Genomic DNA, 17,751 nt, shown 5'->3' on the forward strand with positions numbered 1-17,751 from the left:
CAAGGAATTCACCGAACATGGCAAATACCGCACAAGCACGCAAGCGCGCGCGTCAAACCGTTAAGATCAACGCCCACAACTCGGCACTGCGTTCGCGCCTGCGCACGGCTGTGAAGGCTGTCCGCAAGGCTATCGCCACTGGCGACCAAGCTGCTGCGAAGGAAGTCCTGCGCACGTCGGCCAAGACGATCGACATCATCGCTGACAAGAAGATCGTTCACAAGAACACCGCTGCTCGTCAAAAGAGCCGCCTGTCGGCCGCCATCAAGGCGATGTCGGCTGCTGCCTAAGACAGCGCAAGCTGCAAAGCAGAACAAGTTGCTTGCCGGTTCCGACTACGGTCGGGACACTAAAAAGCCCGCTTTATGCGGGCTTTTTTCTTTTGTCTGTGCACCAATTGATCAAAACGCGTAGACGAGACCGACCACGACCTGCCTGCGCATTGCTGATTCCCCACGCTTCGGCGGATTACTCCCACGGCCGGACGCGCCTTGAACGCCGAGGGCAAACTCACGTTGTCTGCCGTCTTCGTCCAGTTCCCGCCCGACAGCTTGCCACCGCTCGCCCGCGCAACGTTGGCACCCAAATCGCCATAGCCATCAACGCCTGTAACACATTCGCGAATCTGGAAAGGCGGCGGGGGGAGAACTTTGGGAGGGTACGGGAGCAGGCCGAGCGCCAGACGGTGAGTCAGGGCCTAAGGCCCGGCACTCACGTCTGGCCGAAAAACGATCGAGGGGAATTACTTGACGTCGGGGACGAAGCAGGCTTCAGTCAGTTGCAAATCGTTGTCACGCGCGAAGTTCATCACGAAATCGAAAGCCATCGGCTCGATGTCGCGCAACCGCTCGTCAACGACGACGCATTTGATGTCACCCACCATAATCGGACGCACATAGGGGGAGTACTGCATGTATGCGTTCGGGCCAGTATCACTCCGGCCGCAGAACGACACGGCGCCGCACAGACGCTCCGCCCAGTCACTCGGCCGGAACTTCTTGCCACCCCGGGTGAGCCCCTGGATGAAATACTCGCGCGCGGAAACCTGGTCGGTCATATCGCTCAATCACCTCAAAAAACACCTGGACGGCCATACCGCGGGTAGCGCAGCCGACAGAGACAGTATTATATCTTATATAAGACTCAAACCCGTCCCCCTCCATTGCTGCAGATGTTTTTTTCGGTCTTGCCAGCCGTTTTCGGCTGTGCAGCAGCGGGCTCGATCATACGCTTTTCGTGTGACGGCAAAACGATTTGGTAGACTAGGGGCTGTTCCCCTGAAGCCAGCATCCGGTAGAACACCTTCACGAGCCTGCCCGGGGGACAGGCCTCAAGGCTTGTTCGTCGTGCCGTAAGCGAGCGAGTTCCCTTCGAATTCCCGCAATATCGGCCTCCAGCAGAACATCCAAATGACCACCGCCAAACCCATCAAGCATTACCTTCAATTCTCGGATCTGACGCTCGACGAGTATGACTACGTGCTCGAGCGCACTCGCATCCTCAAGAAGAAATTCAAGAACTACGAAACCTACCACCCGCTGCACGACCGCACGCTGGCGATGATTTTCGAGAAAAGCTCGACGCGCACGCGCCTGTCGTTCGAGGCCGGGATTCACCAGTTGGGCGGCCACGCCGTGTTCCTGAACACGCGTGACACGCAGCTCGGCCGCGGCGAGCCGATCGAGGATGCCGCTCAGGTGATCTCGCGCATGACCGACATCATCATGATCCGTACCTTCGGTCAGGAGATCATCGAGCGCTTCGCGCAGCACTCGCGCGTGCCCGTGATCAACGGTCTGACCAACGAATACCACCCGTGTCAGGTACTGGCCGACATTTTCACGTACTACGAGCATCGCGGCCCGATCAAGGGCAAGACCGTGACCTGGATTGGCGACGCGAACAACATGTCGTACACATGGATTCAGGCCGCCGAGATCTTCGGCTTCCAGTTCAACATCTCGACGCCGCCAGGCTATCGCCTCGATCAGGCGATGGTGGCCGAATCGAGCCGTCCGTTCGTACGTGAGTTCGACGACCCCCGCAAAGCCTGCGAAGGTGCCGACCTCGTGTCGACCGACGTGTGGACGAGCATGGGCTACGAAGCCGAAAACGAAGTGCGGAAGGCAGCTTTCGCTCAATGGTGCGTGAATGCCGATCTCATGCAGCAGGCCAAGGCCGACGCCCTGTTCATGCACTGCCTGCCCGCTCACCGGGGCGAGGAAGTCTCGGCCGACGTCATCGACGGTGCGCAAAGCGTCGTCTGGGACGAAGCCGAGAACCGTCTGCATGTGCAGAAGGCGCTCATGGAGTACCTGATGCTGGGCCGCGTGTAATCGCCATCGCGCCCTCGCCCGGGCGACGCAATGTCGTCCGGGCAGCCTCAGACGTCCTCCCTCCTCGCTCGCCTCCATCGTTCTGCTTTCCCTGCCCGAAACACCGCCGTCCCCCATCGCGATTGACGTTCCGCTATCATCGCTGACGCGCCAGCGTCCTTCATGGACGCGCGTTTCATGGCAGCGCGACACAGTTCGGGCCATCCGTCAGAACATTTCGCAATTTGCACCACAACGGGGCAAATTCGTTGTGCAATGCACAAAAGTGCGACGAGTGGACGTTCGAAACGTGCTAGCATGAATTCACGCTTGTCCCAGCAGGGCAAGCCTATCGACCTTCCATCGCGACTTTCCATCGCATTCGACACCGCATTCGGTCATGACGCAAAACGCAACGCAATTCGACAACGTTTCCGTAATCAAGCGCGCCAACATTTATTTCGACGGCAAGTGTGTTTCCCACACCGTGCTGTTCCCGGACGGTACGCGCAAGACGCTGGGCGTGATCTTCCCGGCCACGCTCCAGTTCGGTACCGATGCACCGGAAATCATGGAAGTCACGGGCGGTCGTTGCCACATCCGTCTGGCCGGTCAAACCGAGTGGCAGGAATATGCCGCCGGTCAGCAGTTCTCCGTGCCGGGCAATAGCAAGTTCGATATCGAGGTCGTCGAGACGCTCGATTACGTCTGCCACTACGGCTAACCGACTGGCCAGCATCGCGATGGCGCGCAACTTCTCGCGCCATCGCCCTCTCGGCCGGTTCAGCGCGGCCCGGCGCCGCTACTCACTATGTCGCGTCTTCCCCCCGAATCCGCCGACGATGCTGCCGGTGACAAGTCTTCTGCAATGCCTGCCGATACGCAGGCGTCATTCCAGCCCTCTCTGACGGCCGACGCCGTTGCCGCGCCGGCGAACGGCACGAGCACGGACCTCGAGCCGACGGATGTCCCGCTGCTTCCCCCTGACGGCACCGGCGACACCATCGCCACCCGAGGCAGCGCAGAAACGTCCGATGCCACGCAGGCCGGCGCCCCCGCCAAATCCACGAAATCCGCGCGCAGCCGCCGCGACAGCCCGAAGCGAAAAGGCATCGATCTGGGTCTGCAAGGGGGTGGCGCTCACGGCGCGTACACATGGGGCGTGCTCGACAAATTGCTCGAAGACGGGCGTCTCGAGTTCGAAGGCATCAGCGGCGCATCCGCCGGGACGATGAACGCCGTCGTGCTCGCGCACGGTCTGCTCGACCGCCCGGGCGTCGATCCGCGCGAGAAAGCGCGTGAATCGCTGCACAGTTTCTGGCTCGGCGTGTCCCAAGCCGGCTCGTCGGCCACGGCGTGGGCGCAAACCGTCTTCAGTTGGCTCAACGGCCGTCCGACCGAGTACCCGGTCTGGCACGACTGGATGCAGAGCATGCAGCAGTGGATGCTGCCGTTCTCGCAGCCCACGGCCGAAATCAACCCGCTGCGTACCGTGCTCGAAGCGCAGGTCGATTTCGATCGTTTGCGCGAAAGTACGGAGACGCACCTGTTTGTCTCCGCGACCAACATCCGCACCGGTAACATTCGCATCTTCCGCACACACGAAATTACGCTCGACGTTGCGATGGCGTCGGCCTGTCTGCCGTGGCTATTCAAACCGGTGAAGATCGACGAGGACTTTTATTGGGACGGCGGCTATCTCGGCAACCCCCCGCTGTATCCGTTCTATTACGAGACGGTCACGAGCGACATTCTGATCGTGCACATCAACCCGATCGAGCGCAAAGAGAAGCCGGTGTTGCCGGGGCAGATCATGAACCGCGTGAATGAAATCACGTTCAACGCGTCGCTTCAGCGCGAATTCCGCGCCATCTCGTTCGTGCACAAACTGCTCGACGAAGGATGGCTCAAGCCGGAGTTCCGCAAGCGTCTGAAGTACCCGCTGATTCACTCGATTCGAGCGGACAAGGAGCTGTACGACCTGTCCTCATCGACGAAATTCGTCACCGACTGGAATTTCCTCACGACGCTGCGAGACCGCGGCCGTGAGGCGGCGAGCCGATGGCTGGAGGCGCACTTCGCAGACGTAGGCGTGCGCTCCACCGTCGACTTGCGGCGCGACTATCTACAGCGTCTTCCCGACGCCACCGCCATCAAAGCATGAGCGGTTCGGGCTCGAGCGCGACGCCGAAGCGCTCCTGCACGCTGGCTTGCACGGCACGCGCGAGCGCCACGATATCGGCCCCCGTCGCGCCGCCGCGATTGACGAGCACCAGCGCCTGACGTTCATGCACGCCGGCCTGGCCGAGTGACTTGCCTCGCCATCCGCATTGGTCGATCAGCCAGCCCGCCGCGACCTTCCACGTGCCGTCAGGCTGGGCATAGCCGACCGTCTGCGGAAAGCGCTCACGCAGTGCGGCAAACGTCGCCGCATCCACGACAGGGTTCTTGAAAAAGCTGCCCGCGTTGCCGAGTTCGAGCGGATCGGGCAGTTTGCGACGGCGAATGTCCGCCACCGCATCGAAGATCTGCCGGGCATCCGGCCGATCGATACCCGCCTCGGCAAGCGTGCGCGACACATCCGCATAGCCCGTGACAGGCTGCCATGGCTGCGGTAGCCGCAGCGTCACGCCAACGATGATGTAACGCCCCGGTTCGCGTTTGAACAGTGAGTCGCGATAGCCGAACGCGCATGCCTCGCGAGTAAGCCTGACGAACAACCCCGTAGCGGTATCAAGCGCGCGCACTTCAGCCAAGCGTTCGGCCAGCTCCAACCCGTAGGCCCCGATGTTCTGAATCGGCGCCGCGCCGAGCGTGCCGGGAATCAGCGCGAGGTTTTCCAGACCGGGACAGTCCTGCGTGAGCGTCCAGTCGACGAATTCGTGCCAGACCTCGCCCGCGCCGCCACGTACGTAGCGCGCGTGGGCATCATCGGCAAGCCGTTCGCGCCCGCGAATGGCCATCCGCAAGACAACGCCATCGAAGTCACGCGTGAGCACCACATTGCTGCCGCCGCCCAGTACCAGACGCGGCAAGCCTGCCAGTTCGGGCATGGCGAGTGCCTCGACAAGCGCCGCCTCGCTGTCGATGGTCACGACGAAGCGGGCGGTAGCCGGCAGGCCAAAGGTATTGAGTTCGCGCAGACTGACGTCGCGTTGCAACTGGAGCATGGAATAGGGAGAAGCCAGTGGGCGCCGCCGTGCCGGACATCGTCCGGAAGGGACGCGGGACCGACGGCTGAATTACAATGTCGGGCGAAAGAATTTTGCGCATCATTATACCGGCCGCGCGGCCGTGCCCCGCGCCGTTCGGCGCCCCCGGACGGACACGCCACCGCCGCCGTATCATCCCGGCACGCCCGGCGTGCCGTTTTCACGAACCCTTTGCATTTCAGGAGAGCCAGATGCCATCGTTTGACGTGGTTAGCGAAGCCAACATGGTAGAGGTCAAGAACGCCATCGAGCAGGCCAACAAGGAAATCTCGACGCGATTCGACTTCAAGGGATCGGACTCGCGTGTCGAGCACAAGGAGCAGGAACTCACGCTCTTCGCCGACGACAACTTCAAGCTCGAACAAGTCACACAGGTGCTCGTCAGCAAGATGGCCAAGCGCAACGTGGACGTGCGTTTCCTCGACTATGGCAAGGTCGAGAAGATCAGCGGCGACAAGGTCAAGCAGGTCGTCAAGGTGAAGAAAGGCGTCGAAGGTGACCTGGCCAAGAAGATCGTGCGTCTGATCAAGGACAGCAAGATGAAGGTACAGGCAAGCATCCAGGGCGACAGCGTTCGTGTCTCGGGTGCCAAGCGCGACGACCTGCAAAGCGCCATGGCGCTGCTGCGCCGCGACGTGACGGACACCCCGCTCGACTTCAACAACTTCCGCGACTGACACGCGCGGCAGGCACAAAAAACCCGCAGACTCGCTGCGGGTTTTTTATTGTCCGAAACCGGCCCGCATCGGGCCGGAATACCGGTCTTACTTCTTCTGACCGATGCGGCTTTCCTTGCCCGCCATCAGCTTGCCGATGTTCGCGCGATGCCGGTAGATCAACAGAATCGCCATGACGATCACTGCCGGCGCATAAGGCCCTAAGCCGAACATGAACACGTAGTACAGCGGCGCGAATACGGCGGCCACCAGCGCGGCGAGCGACGAATAGCGGAAGAAGATCGCGATGATGAGCCACGTGGCGATCACCGCCAGACCCAGAATCGGATCGATGGCGAGCAGCACGCCCGCCGCCGTCGCCACCCCCTTGCCGCCCGCGAAGCGCAGGAAGATCGGGTACAGATGGCCGACGAAGACCGCGAGGGCCACGGCCGCCAGACCGAAGTCACCCACACCCCAGGCGTCGGCACAGCGTTCCGCGAGGAACACGGCAAACCAGCCCTTGAAGGCGTCGCCGATCAGCGTGAGCACCGCGGCCTTCTTGTTGCCGGAGCGCAGCACGTTCGTGGCGCCCGGATTACCCGAGCCGTAGCTGCGCGGATCGGCAAGCCCCATCGTGCGGCTGACGATCACCGCAAACGGCATCGAGCCGATCAGATACGCGAGAACGATAAAAACCAGTGTGGCCATGAACTTCGTTAGTGAGCAGAATTTGTCTTGGCCGCCATTCTACTTGAGCGGCCCGGTCACCCCATTCTGGCAAACACGGGGTTGCGCCGAGGCGCAAAGTGCCGGGCTGGCGGCCGTCCGATAAGGGTTTTAGGGGGTCACTCGTCGCGCAATGCGCACGACACCGGCTTGGCCGCCAGCGTATTGAGCAACACGGACGGGGCAATACCGATGAGATATCCCCGCCGCCCGCCATTGATGAAAATCTGCGGCAGATCGAGAATCGATGCCTCGACGTACACCGCCATCGCCCGCCTGGTGCCGAACGGCGACGTACCCCCCACCTGATAGCCGGAATGACGCTGAGCGACCTCCGGCTTGCAGGGCTCGACACGCTTGGCGCCGATCTGGCGCGCGAGATTCTTCGTCGAGACCGTCCGGTCGCCGTGCATGAGCACGATCAACGGCCGGGCTTTTTCGTCTTCCATGACGAGGGTCTTGACGACGATATGCTCGGCAACGCCCAACTGACGCGCCGATTCACCGGTGCCTCCATGATCGACGTACTCGTAGACATGTTCCGTGAAAGCCACTTTCTTTTGCTTCAGAAACTGCGTGGCCGGCGTTTCCGAGACGTGTTTGGTCTTGCTCATGGGCGCCTATTGTAATGAAACGCACCGGCGCTGCGGTCCCGGAATACGCGCGGCGCGTCACGAGCCAGCCCCCCCCTGCGCGGCCTCATGACGGCCCCCGCATTACAATGCGGTCATGTCTACCCCTCTCGACACCCCGCTTCAGGACACCTTCGCGGCCACGCTGCTCGCGAATCTGCCCGCACGCATCGACACCCTGCCCGCGCGCATTGCCGCGCAAACGCCCGGCCGCATCGCCCTGATCGACGACTTCCGTCGTCTGACCTACGGCGAACTGGCGAGCGCGGTTGCCGCCAGCGCCGAGCGTCTGCGCGCGCATGGCGTGCGGGGCGGCGACCGCGTGATGATCGTCGGTGAGAACGGCATCGCCTACGTGGTACTGCTGCTCGCCGTCGCATCGCTTGACGCCTGGCCGCTGCTGAGCAACGCGCGGCTCTCGCCGACGGAGTTGAGCGTGATCCGCGATCACGCGCGCCCGCGCTGCACCGTCTACACGATCGACGCGTCCCCCGACGCTGCCGCTCACGCCCGGGCGGATGCCGCCAAGGTCGTCTGGACCGAACTCGCACTGGGAGCCATAGCGGCGTCCGACGTCAATTCCGACAGTCTCGCCGAACCGGTGCAAGCCGACCCGGCGGCGCAATGCGCGGCGCTCATCTACACCACGGGCACGACGGGCACGCCCAAGGGCGTTCGCCTCTCGCATCGCAATCTGATGTTTATCGCGGCAGTATCCAGCACGCTGCGACGCGTCGGTGCCGACGATATCGCTTACGGTGTGCTGCCGATCTCGCACGTCTATGGCCTGACGTCGGTGTGTCTCGGCACGCTGTACGCCGGCGGCACGCTGCGCCTTGCTGCGCGCTTCACCCCCGAGGCCGTGCTCGACTCGCTCGCTCACGATGGACTGACGATCCTGCAAGGCGTGCCCGCCATGCACGCCCGCCTGATGGCCTACGTGGCAATGCAAGGCGCCTCGCTCATCGCGCCGCGTCTGCGCTTCGTCTACTCGGGGGGCTCACCGCTGGACGCCGCGCTCAAGGCGCGTGTCGAAGCGTTCTACGGCCTGCCGATTCACAACGGCTACGGGCTGACCGAATGCAGTCCGACCGTCTCGCAAACGCTGCTCGATGCCCCGCGCGACGATTGTGCAGTTGGCCCCGCGATCCCCGGTGTGACGGTACGCATCGTGGGTCATGACGGTCAGGATCTGTCCGACGGCGAAGTGGGCGAACTCTGGGTACGCGGCCCGAACGTGATGCTCGGCTACTACCGCGCGCCGGAACTCACGGCCGCGACCGTGACGGCAGACGGCTGGTTGCGTACCGGCGATCTTGCCCGTCGCGCCGCCGACGGTGCGCTCTTCCTCGTCGGACGCGCCAAGGAAATCATCATCCACTCCGGGTTCAACGTCTACCCGCTCGAAGTCGAGCAGGCGCTGGCGAGCCATCCGGATGTGCTTCAGGCCGCAGTGCTCGGCCGCCCCGAAGAAGGTAACGAGCAGATCATTGCGTTTGTGGAAGCGCGCCCGAGCCATACCATCGACGTGGCATCGCTGGCCGCATGGGCTGCGACGCGCCTTGCCCCGTACAAGCGTCCGGCGCAGATTCGTGTGCTGGACACCCTGCCCGCAGCGTCAACGGGCAAGGTGCTCAAGCACAAGCTCAAAGCGCTGTTTTGATGGCGCGGCATCCCCCGCGCAGGACGATCACCCTCTCGGATGATGCTGCGCGTGCAGCGATTTGAGGCGCTCGCGCGCGACGTGCGTATAAATCTGCGTGGTGGAAATATCGGAGTGCCCGAGCAGCAACTGCACCACGCGCAGATCGGCGCCGTGATTGATCAGATGGGTCGCAAATGCGTGCCGAAGCGTGTGCGGTGAGAGCGGTGCACGAATATCGGCCTGCGACGCATAACGTTTGATCAGATACCAAAACGCCTGCCGTGTCATGCCCTCGCCGCGTTGCGTGACGAACAACGTGTCGCAGGCGCGGCCGCCCAGCAGCACACCACGGCTCTCGGCCAGATAGCGCGTGAGCCAGCCATTGGCCTCTTCGCCGAACGGCACCAGCCGCTCCTTCGCCCCCTTGCCGAAAATGCGCAGCACCCCTTCGTTCAATCCCACTTCGATGGTCTTGAGCGAGACCAGCTCCGACACGCGCAGACCGCTCGCGTACATCAACTCGAGCATGGCGCGATCGCGCAACCCGAGCGGCTGCGTCAGATCGGGCGCAGCCAGCAGGGCTTCGACCTGTGCTTCGGATAACGTCGAGGGCAGTCGCTGCGCGCGCTTGGCCGACGCGATGCGCAAGCACGGGTCCTGCTGCACGATGTGTTCGCGCAAGGCCCACTGATAGAAGCGCTTGAAGACCGACAGACGGCGGTTCATGCTGCTCGCCAGACTATCGCGGCGCCACGCCAGATAGGCGGAGAGCGCCGCCTCGTCCACGCCATCGAGTGCGGTCTCGCGCTTGGCCGCCAGCCACTCTGCGAAGAGACGCAGATCACGGCGGTAGGCATCGAGCGTATTGCGCGAGAGCCCATCTTCGAGCCAGATCGTGTCGCAAAACGGGTCGATGAGCGCGATGCTGCGCACGAACGCGGCGCTGTCGGGATCGAATTCGAGCGGGGATGACGGGGCGCCGGCACGGCCGTGAGCGGCGTCGAGCGCCGCCTGTTCGAATGGTTCGTCGGCGTCGTCGAACGTGTCGAAACCGGCATCGCTCGCGCGATCGTTCACGTTGTCGATCTCGTCGCTCGTTGCGACGGTACCGGCCGATTGGCGTGCTCGCGTGCTCAAACCGTGACTCCTTCCTGGGCCAGCGCCCATTCGACATGTTCGCGCACGAGCGCAGAGGGGTGATCACGCCGGGCCAGCAAGGCGTCGCGCAGGGGGATGCGCTCGCCGATGTCCGCCGTCTCGCGCAACGCGTTGCCGAGCCCGACGGCCAGATTGCGCAGCCATCGTTCATGACCGATGCGACGAATCGGGCTGCCCGCCAGCTTATCCATGAAATCCGTTTCGCTCCACGCAAAGAGTTCGACGAGCGAGGCGCAGTCGAGCCGGTTGCGGGGGGCGAAATCGGTCAGCGGCGACGGCTGGGCAAACTTGTTCCACGGGCAGTAGAGTTGGCAATCGTCGCACCCGTAGATGCGATTGCCCATCTTCGCTCGCAGGCCCTCGGGAATCGCGCCCTTGTGCTCAATGGTCAGATACGAGATGCACAAGCGCGCATCGACACGGAACGCTTCGGTAATTGCGCCTGTCGGGCAGACATCCCGGCATCGCTGACACTGCCCGCAGTGTTCGCCGCGTTGCATGCCGCGCTCGCCTTCGTTCGGCGCCATCGCGTCATCGACATCCACCGGCAAGGGGATGTCGACAAAGATTTCGCCGAGAAAGAAGAGCGAACCGGCGTCGCGCGAAAGCAGCAGCGTGTGCTTGCCGCGCCAGCCTAGCCCTGCCTTCTGCGCGAGTTCGACTTCAAGCACCGGCGCCGAATCGGTGAACGCGCGGTAGCCGAACGGCCCAACGGCCTGCGCAATGCGATCGGCCAGTTGTTGCAGCCGGTTGCGCATGACCTTGTGATAGTCGCGTCCGCGAGCGTAGACCGAGACGACCGCCTCGGCGGGCATTGCCGCACGCGCCGCTTCGCGCTGACGCCAACTCGCCGTATCGGTATCGCTTGGGAGATAGTTCATGCGCGCGCTGATGACGCGCACCGTGCCGGGAACCAGTTCGGCAGGCCGAGCGCGCTTCATGCCATGCGCGGCCATGTAGTCCATATCGCCGTGACAGCCGTCGTCGAGCCACTGTTGCAGGCCCGCTTCGGCATGCACGAGGTCGGTGTCCGTGATGCCGACCTTGCCGAAACCGAGCTCGCCCGCCCACGCACGAATCTGGTTGGCAAGGGCGTTCAGGCGCTCGGCATCGAGCGCCTGAGGCGTCGCATTGTCGCGCGAGGGAGACACTTCCGAGGGAGTCGGAAGCGCCGATAGCTCGACTTGTGCGGCGGTAGCGGGGAAAATCACGGAAGCTTTCATTGACTCCATTTTACGCAATGCCCGATCCATCGACGCCGTCACCGCTGGGCGAGCGCGTCTTCGCGCTGCCGGACGAAGCCGCCACCGAGGCCTTCGCTGCGGCGCTTGCGCGCGCCGTTTTGGCGCGCATGGCACACACCGACACCGCGCACGCGGGCCTGCATGTGCAGCTCTCGGGCGATCTCGGCGCGGGAAAAACCACACTCGTACGTGCGCTACTGCGTGCGCTGGGCCACACGGGTCGCGTCAAAAGCCCCACGTACGCGCTGTGTGAACCATACAACATCGACACACCACAAGGCGTGCTGCCGGTCTATCATTTCGATCTATACCGCTTCGCCGATCCGGCCGAATGGCATGACACGGGCTTTCGCGAGCACTTTGCAGGCGACGCCCTGTGCCTCGTCGAGTGGCCGGAGAAAGCCGAAGGTCTCCTGGGCACCCCCGATTTGAGCCTTTGGCTGGAACCTGTTGGCAATAGCCGCCGTCTGACAACGAGCGCCTATACGCCAGCCGGTCTTGCTTGTCTGAACTCATGCTGATCAAACGCTTCGCCCGTACCGACGACGCTTCATCGCCCAATGCCGGCCGCCGCCGCGCACTGCGCGCCGGCGCATCGACACTGATTCTCGCCCTCACCGGCCCCCGCCTCGCGTTCGCCAATGCCATCGTGGCGGTACGTGTCTGGCCGGCCAGGGACTACACACGCGTCACGCTCGAGACCGACAACCCGGTCAAGTTCCAGCAGCAACTGATGGAGAGTCCGAACCGCTTCGTCATCGATCTCGACGAAGTGGATCTGAATCCGGCGCTGCGCGACCTCGTCTCGAAGATTCAGCCGAACGACCCGCAAATCATGCAGGTGCGCGTGGGGCAGTTCAAACCCGGCGTCGTGCGTATGGTCTTCGACCTGAAGGCCGGCGTGAAACCGCAGTCCTTCACGTTGCCGCCGGTCGCGGGCTACAAGTACCGCACCGTGTTCGATCTGTATCCGGCCGTCGAACCCGATCCGCTCATGGAACTGCTCGCCAAGTCCGGCCACAAGGCCGAAGCCTTGGCGCAAAACACGCCTCCCGCCTCGTCCGCACCGCGCTCATCGGGTGCAGGCACACCGAGTACGGAAGAAAGCGAAGCGTTCTTCCAGCGTTATGCACAGCGCGAACAAGGGCCACGCCCTTCGCGCACGGCGCCCACGCCGGCACCGGACAAGACACCGCCGCTCGCCCAGCGCAAGGACGACGATGACGACGGTCTGTCCACGCCGCTGCCGTCGCGTGGCCCGAAAACGGCGCGCCTGCTTACCATCGCCCTCGACCCCGGTCACGGCGGGGAAGACCCGGGTGCCATCGGCGGCAGCGGCACGTACGAAAAAGTGGTGGTGTTGCAGATCGCAAAGCGGCTGCGCGAGAAGATCGACGCTCAGCCCAACATGCGCGCGATGATGACCCGCGATGCGGACTTTTTCGTGCCGCTGGGCGTGCGCGTGCAGAAGGCCCGCCGGGTGGACGCCGATCTGTTCATGTCGATTCATGCCGACGCGTTCACGTCGCCATCCGCGAACGGTGCGTCGGTATTCGCGCTGTCCGAGCGCGGCGCGACGAGTGCGACGGCACGTCTGCTGGAAAAGACGCAAAACGCGTCGGACCTGATCGGCGGCGTCAACATCAAGACCAACGACCGCGCCGTGGCGCACGCGCTGCTCGATATGTCGACGACCGCGCAGATTCGCGACAGCAAGGTGTTCGGTTCGGCATTACTCGCCGAGATCGGCACGGTTGCGGACCGGCTGCACAGCAAGAACGTCGAACAGGCTTCCTTCGCGGTGCTCAAGGCGCCGGATATCCCCTCGGTGCTGGTCGAGACAGCCTTCATCAGCAACCCCAAGGAAGAGCAATATCTGAACGACCCCGCGTATCAGGAACGGCTCGCCAACGCACTCCTCAAGGGCATCAAGGCTTACTTCGCCAAGAATCCGCCCATCGCGAAAAATCGTACGGCCTGATCGTCGGCCACAAACCACGCCCCAAATGAAAATGGCGCGACCCGGTAACGGGACGCGCCATTTTTATTGACCCCGGCGGGGTCGAGCTTACTCGCTCTGGCCCGGCGCCACGCCGCGGCGACCGCGCGTGAAGAGCTTCCAGAGGGCGCCGAGGGCAATTGGCACCACAGCCGCCGAGATTCCGACCAGCACGATGATGTTCAGATACTGCTTGACGACCGGCAGGTTGCCGAACAGGTAGCCGCCCCCCACGAGCATCACCACCCAGATCAGTGCACCGACCAGGTTATAGAGTTGGAAGCGCGTCCACGACATGGCCGACACGCCCGCCACGAACGGGGCGAACGTGCGCACGACCGGCACGAAGCGTGCCATCACGATGGTCTTGCCGCCGTGGTGCTCATAGAAGTCATGCGTCTTGCGCAGCGCGTCGCGATCGAGAAAACGCCAGTTCTTCTCGTACACGCGCGGCCCGATCTTCGAGCCGATCCAGAAGTTCAGCGTATTACCGCTCACGGCGGCGATAAAGAGCAGCACGCCGAGCAGCCACGGATCCATTGCACCGGTGGCGGCGAAGGCGCCGCCGATGAACAGCAGGGAATCGCCCGGGAGGAACGGAAAGAGCACCAATCCTGTTTCCACGAACACAATCGTGAACAGGAACAGATACACCCAGTTTCCGTACTGATCGATGAACACCCCCAGGTGTTTATCGATGTGGAGCACCATCTCCAGCAATTGCAACAGAGTATCCAAGACGATTCCTCAAGATAAAGGACGCCGGCCCGTCCCCGCGGGCGCACGACGAATCGCATCATACCAGCGCAGACGTCGGGCGTCGTTAAGTCCCCGTGACAGCCGGCCTCGACCTGCCAAGGGCGCGCCGATCGCCCGCCCTGCGCCCTTGACCATTCCCATGATGGGAGACAATCGCATTTTGATGGGTATTGCAGGCTGAAACGTCGATCGACTTATGTCTTTGAGGGCAACCTTTATAATGGTTCCCATGTCTGCCACTCCGACCTCCGCCTCTGCGGCGCAAGACCTGGGCGCCGCGCCCGGCGACGCCAGCACCGACGCCCCCGTGCGCCGCCCCGGCCCCATGCCGGCGGGCCTCGCACCGGCTCGCGCCATCCGTGTCCTCCCCGATCAGTTGATCAGCCAGATCGCCGCTGGCGAGGTGGTGGAGCGCCCGGCGTCTGTCGTCAAGGAATTGCTCGAAAACGCACTCGACGCGGGCGCGCGAGCCCTCCAGATCAAGCTGGAGGAAGGCGGCGTGCGCCGCATCGCGATTACCGACGACGGCGGCGGCATGTCCGCCGAGCAATTGCCGCTCGCGCTCACCCGTCACGCGACCAGCAAGATTCGCACGCTCGACGAACTGGAATCGGTGCTCACGCTCGGTTTTCGGGGGGAAGCGCTCGCCTCGATCGCGTCGGTCGCTCAGCTCACCCTGTCGAGCCGCCAGACCGATGCCCCGCATGCGACCGCTATCGACGGCAATACGGGCGCGCTGACGCCCGCAGCCGGCCCCGTGGGCACAACGGTCGACGTGCGCGACCTGTACTTCAATACCCCTGCACGTCGCAAATTCCTGAAGACCGAGCAAACCGAATTCGGCCATTGCATGGACGTCATTCGACGCAGCGCCCTGGCGCGGCCGGACGTCGGCTTCTCGATCCTGCACAACAACCGGGCGGTAGAGCACTGGAACGCCTCGGGCGCCGCCACGCGTGTCTCGCGCGTGCTCGGCAACGATTTCGCCGATGCCCACCTCGCGCTCGACGAAGGCGCGGCCGAGTTGCGCCTGTCCGGTTTCGTCGGTCTGCCGACGGCCAGCCGGGGCCGCGCCGACCAGCAGTTCTTCTTCGTGAACGGCCGCTTCGTTCGCGACAAGCTGCTCACTCACGCGGTGCGCGCCGCGTACGAGGACGTGCTTCACGGCGACCGCTATCCTGCTTACGTGCTGTATTTCGAATTGCCACCGCAGTTGGTCGACGTGAACGTTCACCCGTCGAAGATCGAAGTGCGATTTCGCGATGCGCGCAGCGTCCACCAGTTCGTGTTCCACGCCGTGCAACGTGCACTGGCGCGCGCGGCGGGCAGCGGTGGCACAACGCACGCGGCGCATCTGAGCGAAGGCGGCGGTCTCGCCGCCGGGCCGGGTGCCGCCGGTGGCGGCAGCGGAAGTGGCTTCATGGCCGCGCGTCCGGCGGCCGGCTTCGGCACACCGGGCGGTAGCAGTTGGAATCCGCGCATGCAGCAGGGTTCTCTGCCGATGGCGCAACCGCTGTCCGTCTACGACACCCTGTTCGGGCGTGCCGCACCGCCCGCGCCGCGTCCGTATGGTCAGCCGGGCGTCACCGATGCGCCCTCGCCCCCTTACGGCACCGCCGGTGCGACGCAAGACGGCGCGGCGCCGGGCGGCGGGCCCGAGGCATTGCCTGCGAGCGCCGGCGCCACCCCCGACGCCATGTCGCTGGAGCATCCGCTCGGCTTCGCGCTCGGTCAGTTGCACGGCATCTACATCCTCTCGCAGAACGCTCACGGTCTCGTGCTGGTCGATATGCACGCGGCGCACGAGCGCATTCTGTACGAACGCTTCAAGCAGGCCCTGGTAGAGCGCAGCGTGCCGGTGCAGCCGCTGCTCATTCCGGTGACGTTCTTCGCCGACCCGGTGGAAATCGGCACGACCGAAGAGCATCAGGAGACGCTCACCGCACTCGGCTTCGACCTCGCCGCCGTGTCGCCGACCACGCTCGCCGTGCGCGCCATTCCCGCGCTGCTCGACGGTGCCGATGCGCAAGCGCTCGCGCGTGCCGTGCTGGCCGACCTGCGTCAGTACGGTGGCTCGCGCGTGCTCACGGAGCGCCAGCACGAATTGCTGGGCACGCTCGCGTGCCACACGGCCGTGCGTGCCAACCGGCGTCTCACCCACGAGGAAATGAACGCCCTGCTGCGACAGATGGAAGCCACCGAACGCGCCGATCAATGTAACCACGGCCGCCCCACCTGGTACCAGCTCACGCTCGGCGACCTCGACAAGTTGTTCATGCGCGGACGTTGAGCGGTTCATGAAGGCAAATCCCCCGATCGTCTGTCTGCTGGGCCCGACGGCATCCGGCAAGACGGCCGCCGCCCTCGCGCTGGCGCAAGACACACCGCTTGAGATCATCAGCGTCGACTCCGCCCTCGTCTATCGCGAGATGGATATCGGCACGGCCAAGCCGAGCGCCGCCGAGCGGGCCACCGTGCCGCATCACCTGATCGATATCATCGATCCGCGCGACGCCTATTCCGCCGCACAATTCCGCGAAGACACGCTGCGGCTTGTCGATGAAATCGCCGCACGCGGCCATCGTCCGCTGCTCGTCGGCGGCACAATGCTGTACTACAAGGCGCTCACGCAAGGCCTCTCGCCGTTGCCGTCGGCCAACGCCGAAGTGCGCGCCAGACTGGACGAAGACGCCGCCCGCGAAGGCTGGCCCGCGATGCATGAACGGCTCGCCGGCGTTGACCCCGTGACGGCCGCGCGCCTCGCGCCGAACGACTCGCAACGCATTCAGCGCGCGCTGGAGATTTTCGAACTGTCGGGCAAACCCATGTCGCAGTGGCTGGCCGAACAGGCGCAGACACCCGACACGCCTTCGGCCCACACGTTCGTGCCGGTGGCACTGGAGCCGGGCGACCGTTCAGTGCTCCACGCGCGCATTGCCGAACGCTTTCGTCTGATGCTCGCGGCCGGTTTCGTCGAAGAAGTCGAACGCCTGCGCGCGCGCGGCGATCTCGATCCAGGGTTGCCGTCGATGCGCTGCGTCGGCTATCGCCAGGTGTGGGAATACCTCGACGGCGAGATCGACTACGACACCATGCGCGACAAGGGCATCTTCGCCACGCGTCAGTTGTGCAAGCGTCAGCTCACATGGCTGCGCTCGATGCCCGAGCGCCACATCGTCGACTGCACTGCCACCGACGCCGCGCAACGTGCCCTCGCCACGGTGCGCGCCCTCTGGCGCCCCTGAGCACCGCCATCGATGCTTCGCTGCCGCAGCGGCGAAGCGTCCATCCACGCTTCATCACACACGTCGCGCCCGCCTCGCACCAGTCGAAACCTGCGCCGAGCATGCGTCGAACGCGCCCCCAACGCGCACCCGCCTCCGTTGAAACCCTGACAGCTTT

General features: G+C 64.0%; 17 protein-coding genes. 10 read left to right on the top strand and 7 right to left on the bottom strand.

What is annotated here, in order from left to right; all coding sequences use genetic code 11:
• Nucleotides 1-17 precede the first annotated feature (17 nt).
• Nucleotides 18-290 carry a 30S ribosomal protein S20 gene (gene rpsT / locus C266_RS16105; protein WP_010807144.1) on the top strand — a complete coding sequence of 91 codons (273 nt, stop codon included), beginning with the start codon at nucleotides 18-20 and terminating at the stop codon, nucleotides 288-290.
• A 452-nt stretch (nucleotides 291-742) separates the two neighbouring features.
• Here rpsT and C266_RS16110 read toward each other — a convergent pair whose 3' ends face one another.
• Complete coding sequence (locus C266_RS16110) at nucleotides 743-1,057, bottom strand: DUF3579 domain-containing protein (RefSeq protein WP_010807145.1); 315 nt, start codon at nucleotides 1,055-1,057, stop codon at nucleotides 743-745.
• Nucleotides 1,058-1,409: 352 nt separating this feature from the next.
• On the opposite strand from C266_RS16110, the gene argF reads away from it, so the two are divergent.
• The 3 genes from argF to C266_RS16125 all read left to right on the top strand — a co-directional run bounded on the left by argF (nucleotide 1,410) and on the right by C266_RS16125 (nucleotide 4,479).
• Nucleotides 1,410-2,336 (top strand): ornithine carbamoyltransferase, encoded by a 927-nt coding sequence (gene argF, locus C266_RS16115; protein ID WP_010807146.1) that lies wholly within the window; start codon nucleotides 1,410-1,412, stop codon nucleotides 2,334-2,336.
• Nucleotides 2,337-2,715: 379 nt separating this feature from the next.
• The gene (locus C266_RS16120; RefSeq protein WP_010807147.1) at nucleotides 2,716-3,039 is read left to right on the top strand and encodes a pyrimidine/purine nucleoside phosphorylase; all 324 of its coding nucleotides are present in this window, start codon (nucleotides 2,716-2,718) and stop codon (nucleotides 3,037-3,039) included.
• 87 nt (nucleotides 3,040-3,126) lie between these two features.
• A complete protein-coding gene (locus C266_RS16125; RefSeq protein WP_144265844.1) occupies nucleotides 3,127-4,479 on the top strand; it encodes a patatin-like phospholipase family protein in 1,353 nt (450 codons plus the stop codon).
• On the opposite strand, the gene murB is transcribed toward C266_RS16125, so the two are convergent.
• Complete coding sequence (gene murB / locus C266_RS16130; RefSeq protein ID WP_010807149.1) at nucleotides 4,469-5,485, bottom strand: UDP-N-acetylmuramate dehydrogenase; 1,017 nt, start codon at nucleotides 5,483-5,485, stop codon at nucleotides 4,469-4,471. The two genes, C266_RS16125 and murB, sit on opposite strands and share 11 nt — an antisense overlap.
• Before the next feature lie 233 nt (nucleotides 5,486-5,718).
• Between murB and C266_RS16135 the strand changes: the two genes are divergently transcribed.
• Nucleotides 5,719-6,204, top strand: a complete 486-nt coding sequence (locus tag C266_RS16135) for a YajQ family cyclic di-GMP-binding protein (RefSeq protein ID WP_010807150.1) — start codon at nucleotides 5,719-5,721, stop codon at nucleotides 6,202-6,204.
• Nucleotides 6,205-6,291: 87 nt separating this feature from the next.
• On the opposite strand, the gene plsY is transcribed toward C266_RS16135, so the two are convergent.
• Together plsY and ybaK are read right to left on the bottom strand one after the other, a co-directional pair.
• The gene (gene plsY / locus C266_RS16140; RefSeq protein WP_010807151.1) at nucleotides 6,292-6,894 is read right to left on the bottom strand and encodes a glycerol-3-phosphate 1-O-acyltransferase PlsY; all 603 of its coding nucleotides are present in this window, start codon (nucleotides 6,892-6,894) and stop codon (nucleotides 6,292-6,294) included.
• Between the two features lie 137 nt (nucleotides 6,895-7,031).
• On the bottom strand, nucleotides 7,032-7,526 hold the full coding sequence (gene ybaK / locus C266_RS16145; RefSeq protein WP_010807152.1) for a Cys-tRNA(Pro) deacylase: 495 nt from the start codon (nucleotides 7,524-7,526) through the stop codon (nucleotides 7,032-7,034).
• Nucleotides 7,527-7,641: 115 nt separating this feature from the next.
• Here ybaK and C266_RS16150 point away from each other — a divergent pair, with 115 nt between their 5' ends.
• On the top strand, nucleotides 7,642-9,207 hold the full coding sequence (locus tag C266_RS16150) for a class I adenylate-forming enzyme family protein (protein WP_010807153.1): 1,566 nt from the start codon (nucleotides 7,642-7,644) through the stop codon (nucleotides 9,205-9,207).
• 27 nt (nucleotides 9,208-9,234) lie between these two features.
• Here the strand turns inward: C266_RS16150 and xerD are convergent, their stop codons facing one another.
• A complete protein-coding gene (xerD, locus tag C266_RS16155) occupies nucleotides 9,235-10,122 on the bottom strand; it encodes a site-specific tyrosine recombinase XerD (RefSeq protein WP_051126374.1) in 888 nt (295 codons plus the stop codon).
• A 200-nt stretch (nucleotides 10,123-10,322) separates the two neighbouring features.
• Nucleotides 10,323-11,579: a tRNA epoxyqueuosine(34) reductase QueG gene (queG, locus tag C266_RS16160; protein WP_081636309.1), complete on the bottom strand. Its 1,257-nt coding sequence runs from the start codon at nucleotides 11,577-11,579 to the stop codon at nucleotides 10,323-10,325.
• 8 nt (nucleotides 11,580-11,587) lie between these two features.
• Here queG and tsaE point away from each other — a divergent pair, with 8 nt between their 5' ends.
• Both tsaE and C266_RS16170 read left to right on the top strand, forming a co-directional pair.
• Nucleotides 11,588-12,112, top strand: coding sequence for a tRNA (adenosine(37)-N6)-threonylcarbamoyltransferase complex ATPase subunit type 1 TsaE (gene tsaE, locus C266_RS16165; RefSeq protein WP_010807156.1), 525 nt, complete (start codon nucleotides 11,588-11,590; stop codon nucleotides 12,110-12,112).
• On the top strand, nucleotides 12,094-13,572 hold the full coding sequence (locus C266_RS16170; RefSeq protein ID WP_036663250.1) for an N-acetylmuramoyl-L-alanine amidase: 1,479 nt from the start codon (nucleotides 12,094-12,096) through the stop codon (nucleotides 13,570-13,572). The genes tsaE and C266_RS16170 overlap by 19 nt, the downstream gene beginning before the upstream one ends.
• Nucleotides 13,573-13,659: 87 nt before the next feature.
• On the opposite strand, the gene C266_RS16175 is transcribed toward C266_RS16170, so the two are convergent.
• Nucleotides 13,660-14,328, bottom strand: coding sequence for a VTT domain-containing protein (locus tag C266_RS16175; protein WP_010807158.1), 669 nt, complete (start codon nucleotides 14,326-14,328; stop codon nucleotides 13,660-13,662).
• Between the two features lie 241 nt (nucleotides 14,329-14,569).
• Here C266_RS16175 and mutL point away from each other — a divergent pair, with 241 nt between their 5' ends.
• Both mutL and miaA read left to right on the top strand, forming a co-directional pair.
• Nucleotides 14,570-16,639 (top strand): DNA mismatch repair endonuclease MutL, encoded by a 2,070-nt coding sequence (gene mutL / locus C266_RS16180; protein ID WP_010807159.1) that lies wholly within the window; start codon nucleotides 14,570-14,572, stop codon nucleotides 16,637-16,639.
• 7 nt (nucleotides 16,640-16,646) lie between these two features.
• Nucleotides 16,647-17,594: a tRNA (adenosine(37)-N6)-dimethylallyltransferase MiaA gene (miaA, locus tag C266_RS16185; protein ID WP_010807160.1), complete on the top strand. Its 948-nt coding sequence runs from the start codon at nucleotides 16,647-16,649 to the stop codon at nucleotides 17,592-17,594.
• The last annotated feature ends 157 nt before the right edge of the window (nucleotides 17,595-17,751 follow it).

This window comes from Pandoraea sp. SD6-2 (assembly GCF_000389825.1).
Lineage (GTDB): Bacteria > Pseudomonadota > Gammaproteobacteria > Burkholderiales > Burkholderiaceae > Pandoraea > Pandoraea communis.

Coding starts and splice junctions, on each gene's coding strand:
- miaA (WP_010807160.1), top strand. CDS start 16,647: ATGAAGGCAAATCCCCCGATCGTCTGTCTGCTGGGCCCGACGGCATCC.
- murB (WP_010807149.1), bottom strand. CDS start 5,485: ATGCTCCAGTTGCAACGCGACGTCAGTCTGCGCGAACTCAATACCTTT.
- C266_RS16125 (WP_144265844.1), top strand. CDS start 3,127: ATGTCGCGTCTTCCCCCCGAATCCGCCGACGATGCTGCCGGTGACAAG.
- tsaE (WP_010807156.1), top strand. CDS start 11,588: ATGCCCGATCCATCGACGCCGTCACCGCTGGGCGAGCGCGTCTTCGCG.
- argF (WP_010807146.1), top strand. CDS start 1,410: ATGACCACCGCCAAACCCATCAAGCATTACCTTCAATTCTCGGATCTG.
- C266_RS16150 (WP_010807153.1), top strand. CDS start 7,642: ATGTCTACCCCTCTCGACACCCCGCTTCAGGACACCTTCGCGGCCACG.
- ybaK (WP_010807152.1), bottom strand. CDS start 7,526: ATGAGCAAGACCAAACACGTCTCGGAAACGCCGGCCACGCAGTTTCTG.
- C266_RS16110 (WP_010807145.1), bottom strand. CDS start 1,057: ATGACCGACCAGGTTTCCGCGCGCGAGTATTTCATCCAGGGGCTCACC.
- plsY (WP_010807151.1), bottom strand. CDS start 6,894: ATGGCCACACTGGTTTTTATCGTTCTCGCGTATCTGATCGGCTCGATG.
- mutL (WP_010807159.1), top strand. CDS start 14,570: ATGGTTCCCATGTCTGCCACTCCGACCTCCGCCTCTGCGGCGCAAGAC.
- C266_RS16120 (WP_010807147.1), top strand. CDS start 2,716: ATGACGCAAAACGCAACGCAATTCGACAACGTTTCCGTAATCAAGCGC.
- rpsT (WP_010807144.1), top strand. CDS start 18: ATGGCAAATACCGCACAAGCACGCAAGCGCGCGCGTCAAACCGTTAAG.
- C266_RS16135 (WP_010807150.1), top strand. CDS start 5,719: ATGCCATCGTTTGACGTGGTTAGCGAAGCCAACATGGTAGAGGTCAAG.
- queG (WP_081636309.1), bottom strand. CDS start 11,579: ATGGAGTCAATGAAAGCTTCCGTGATTTTCCCCGCTACCGCCGCACAA.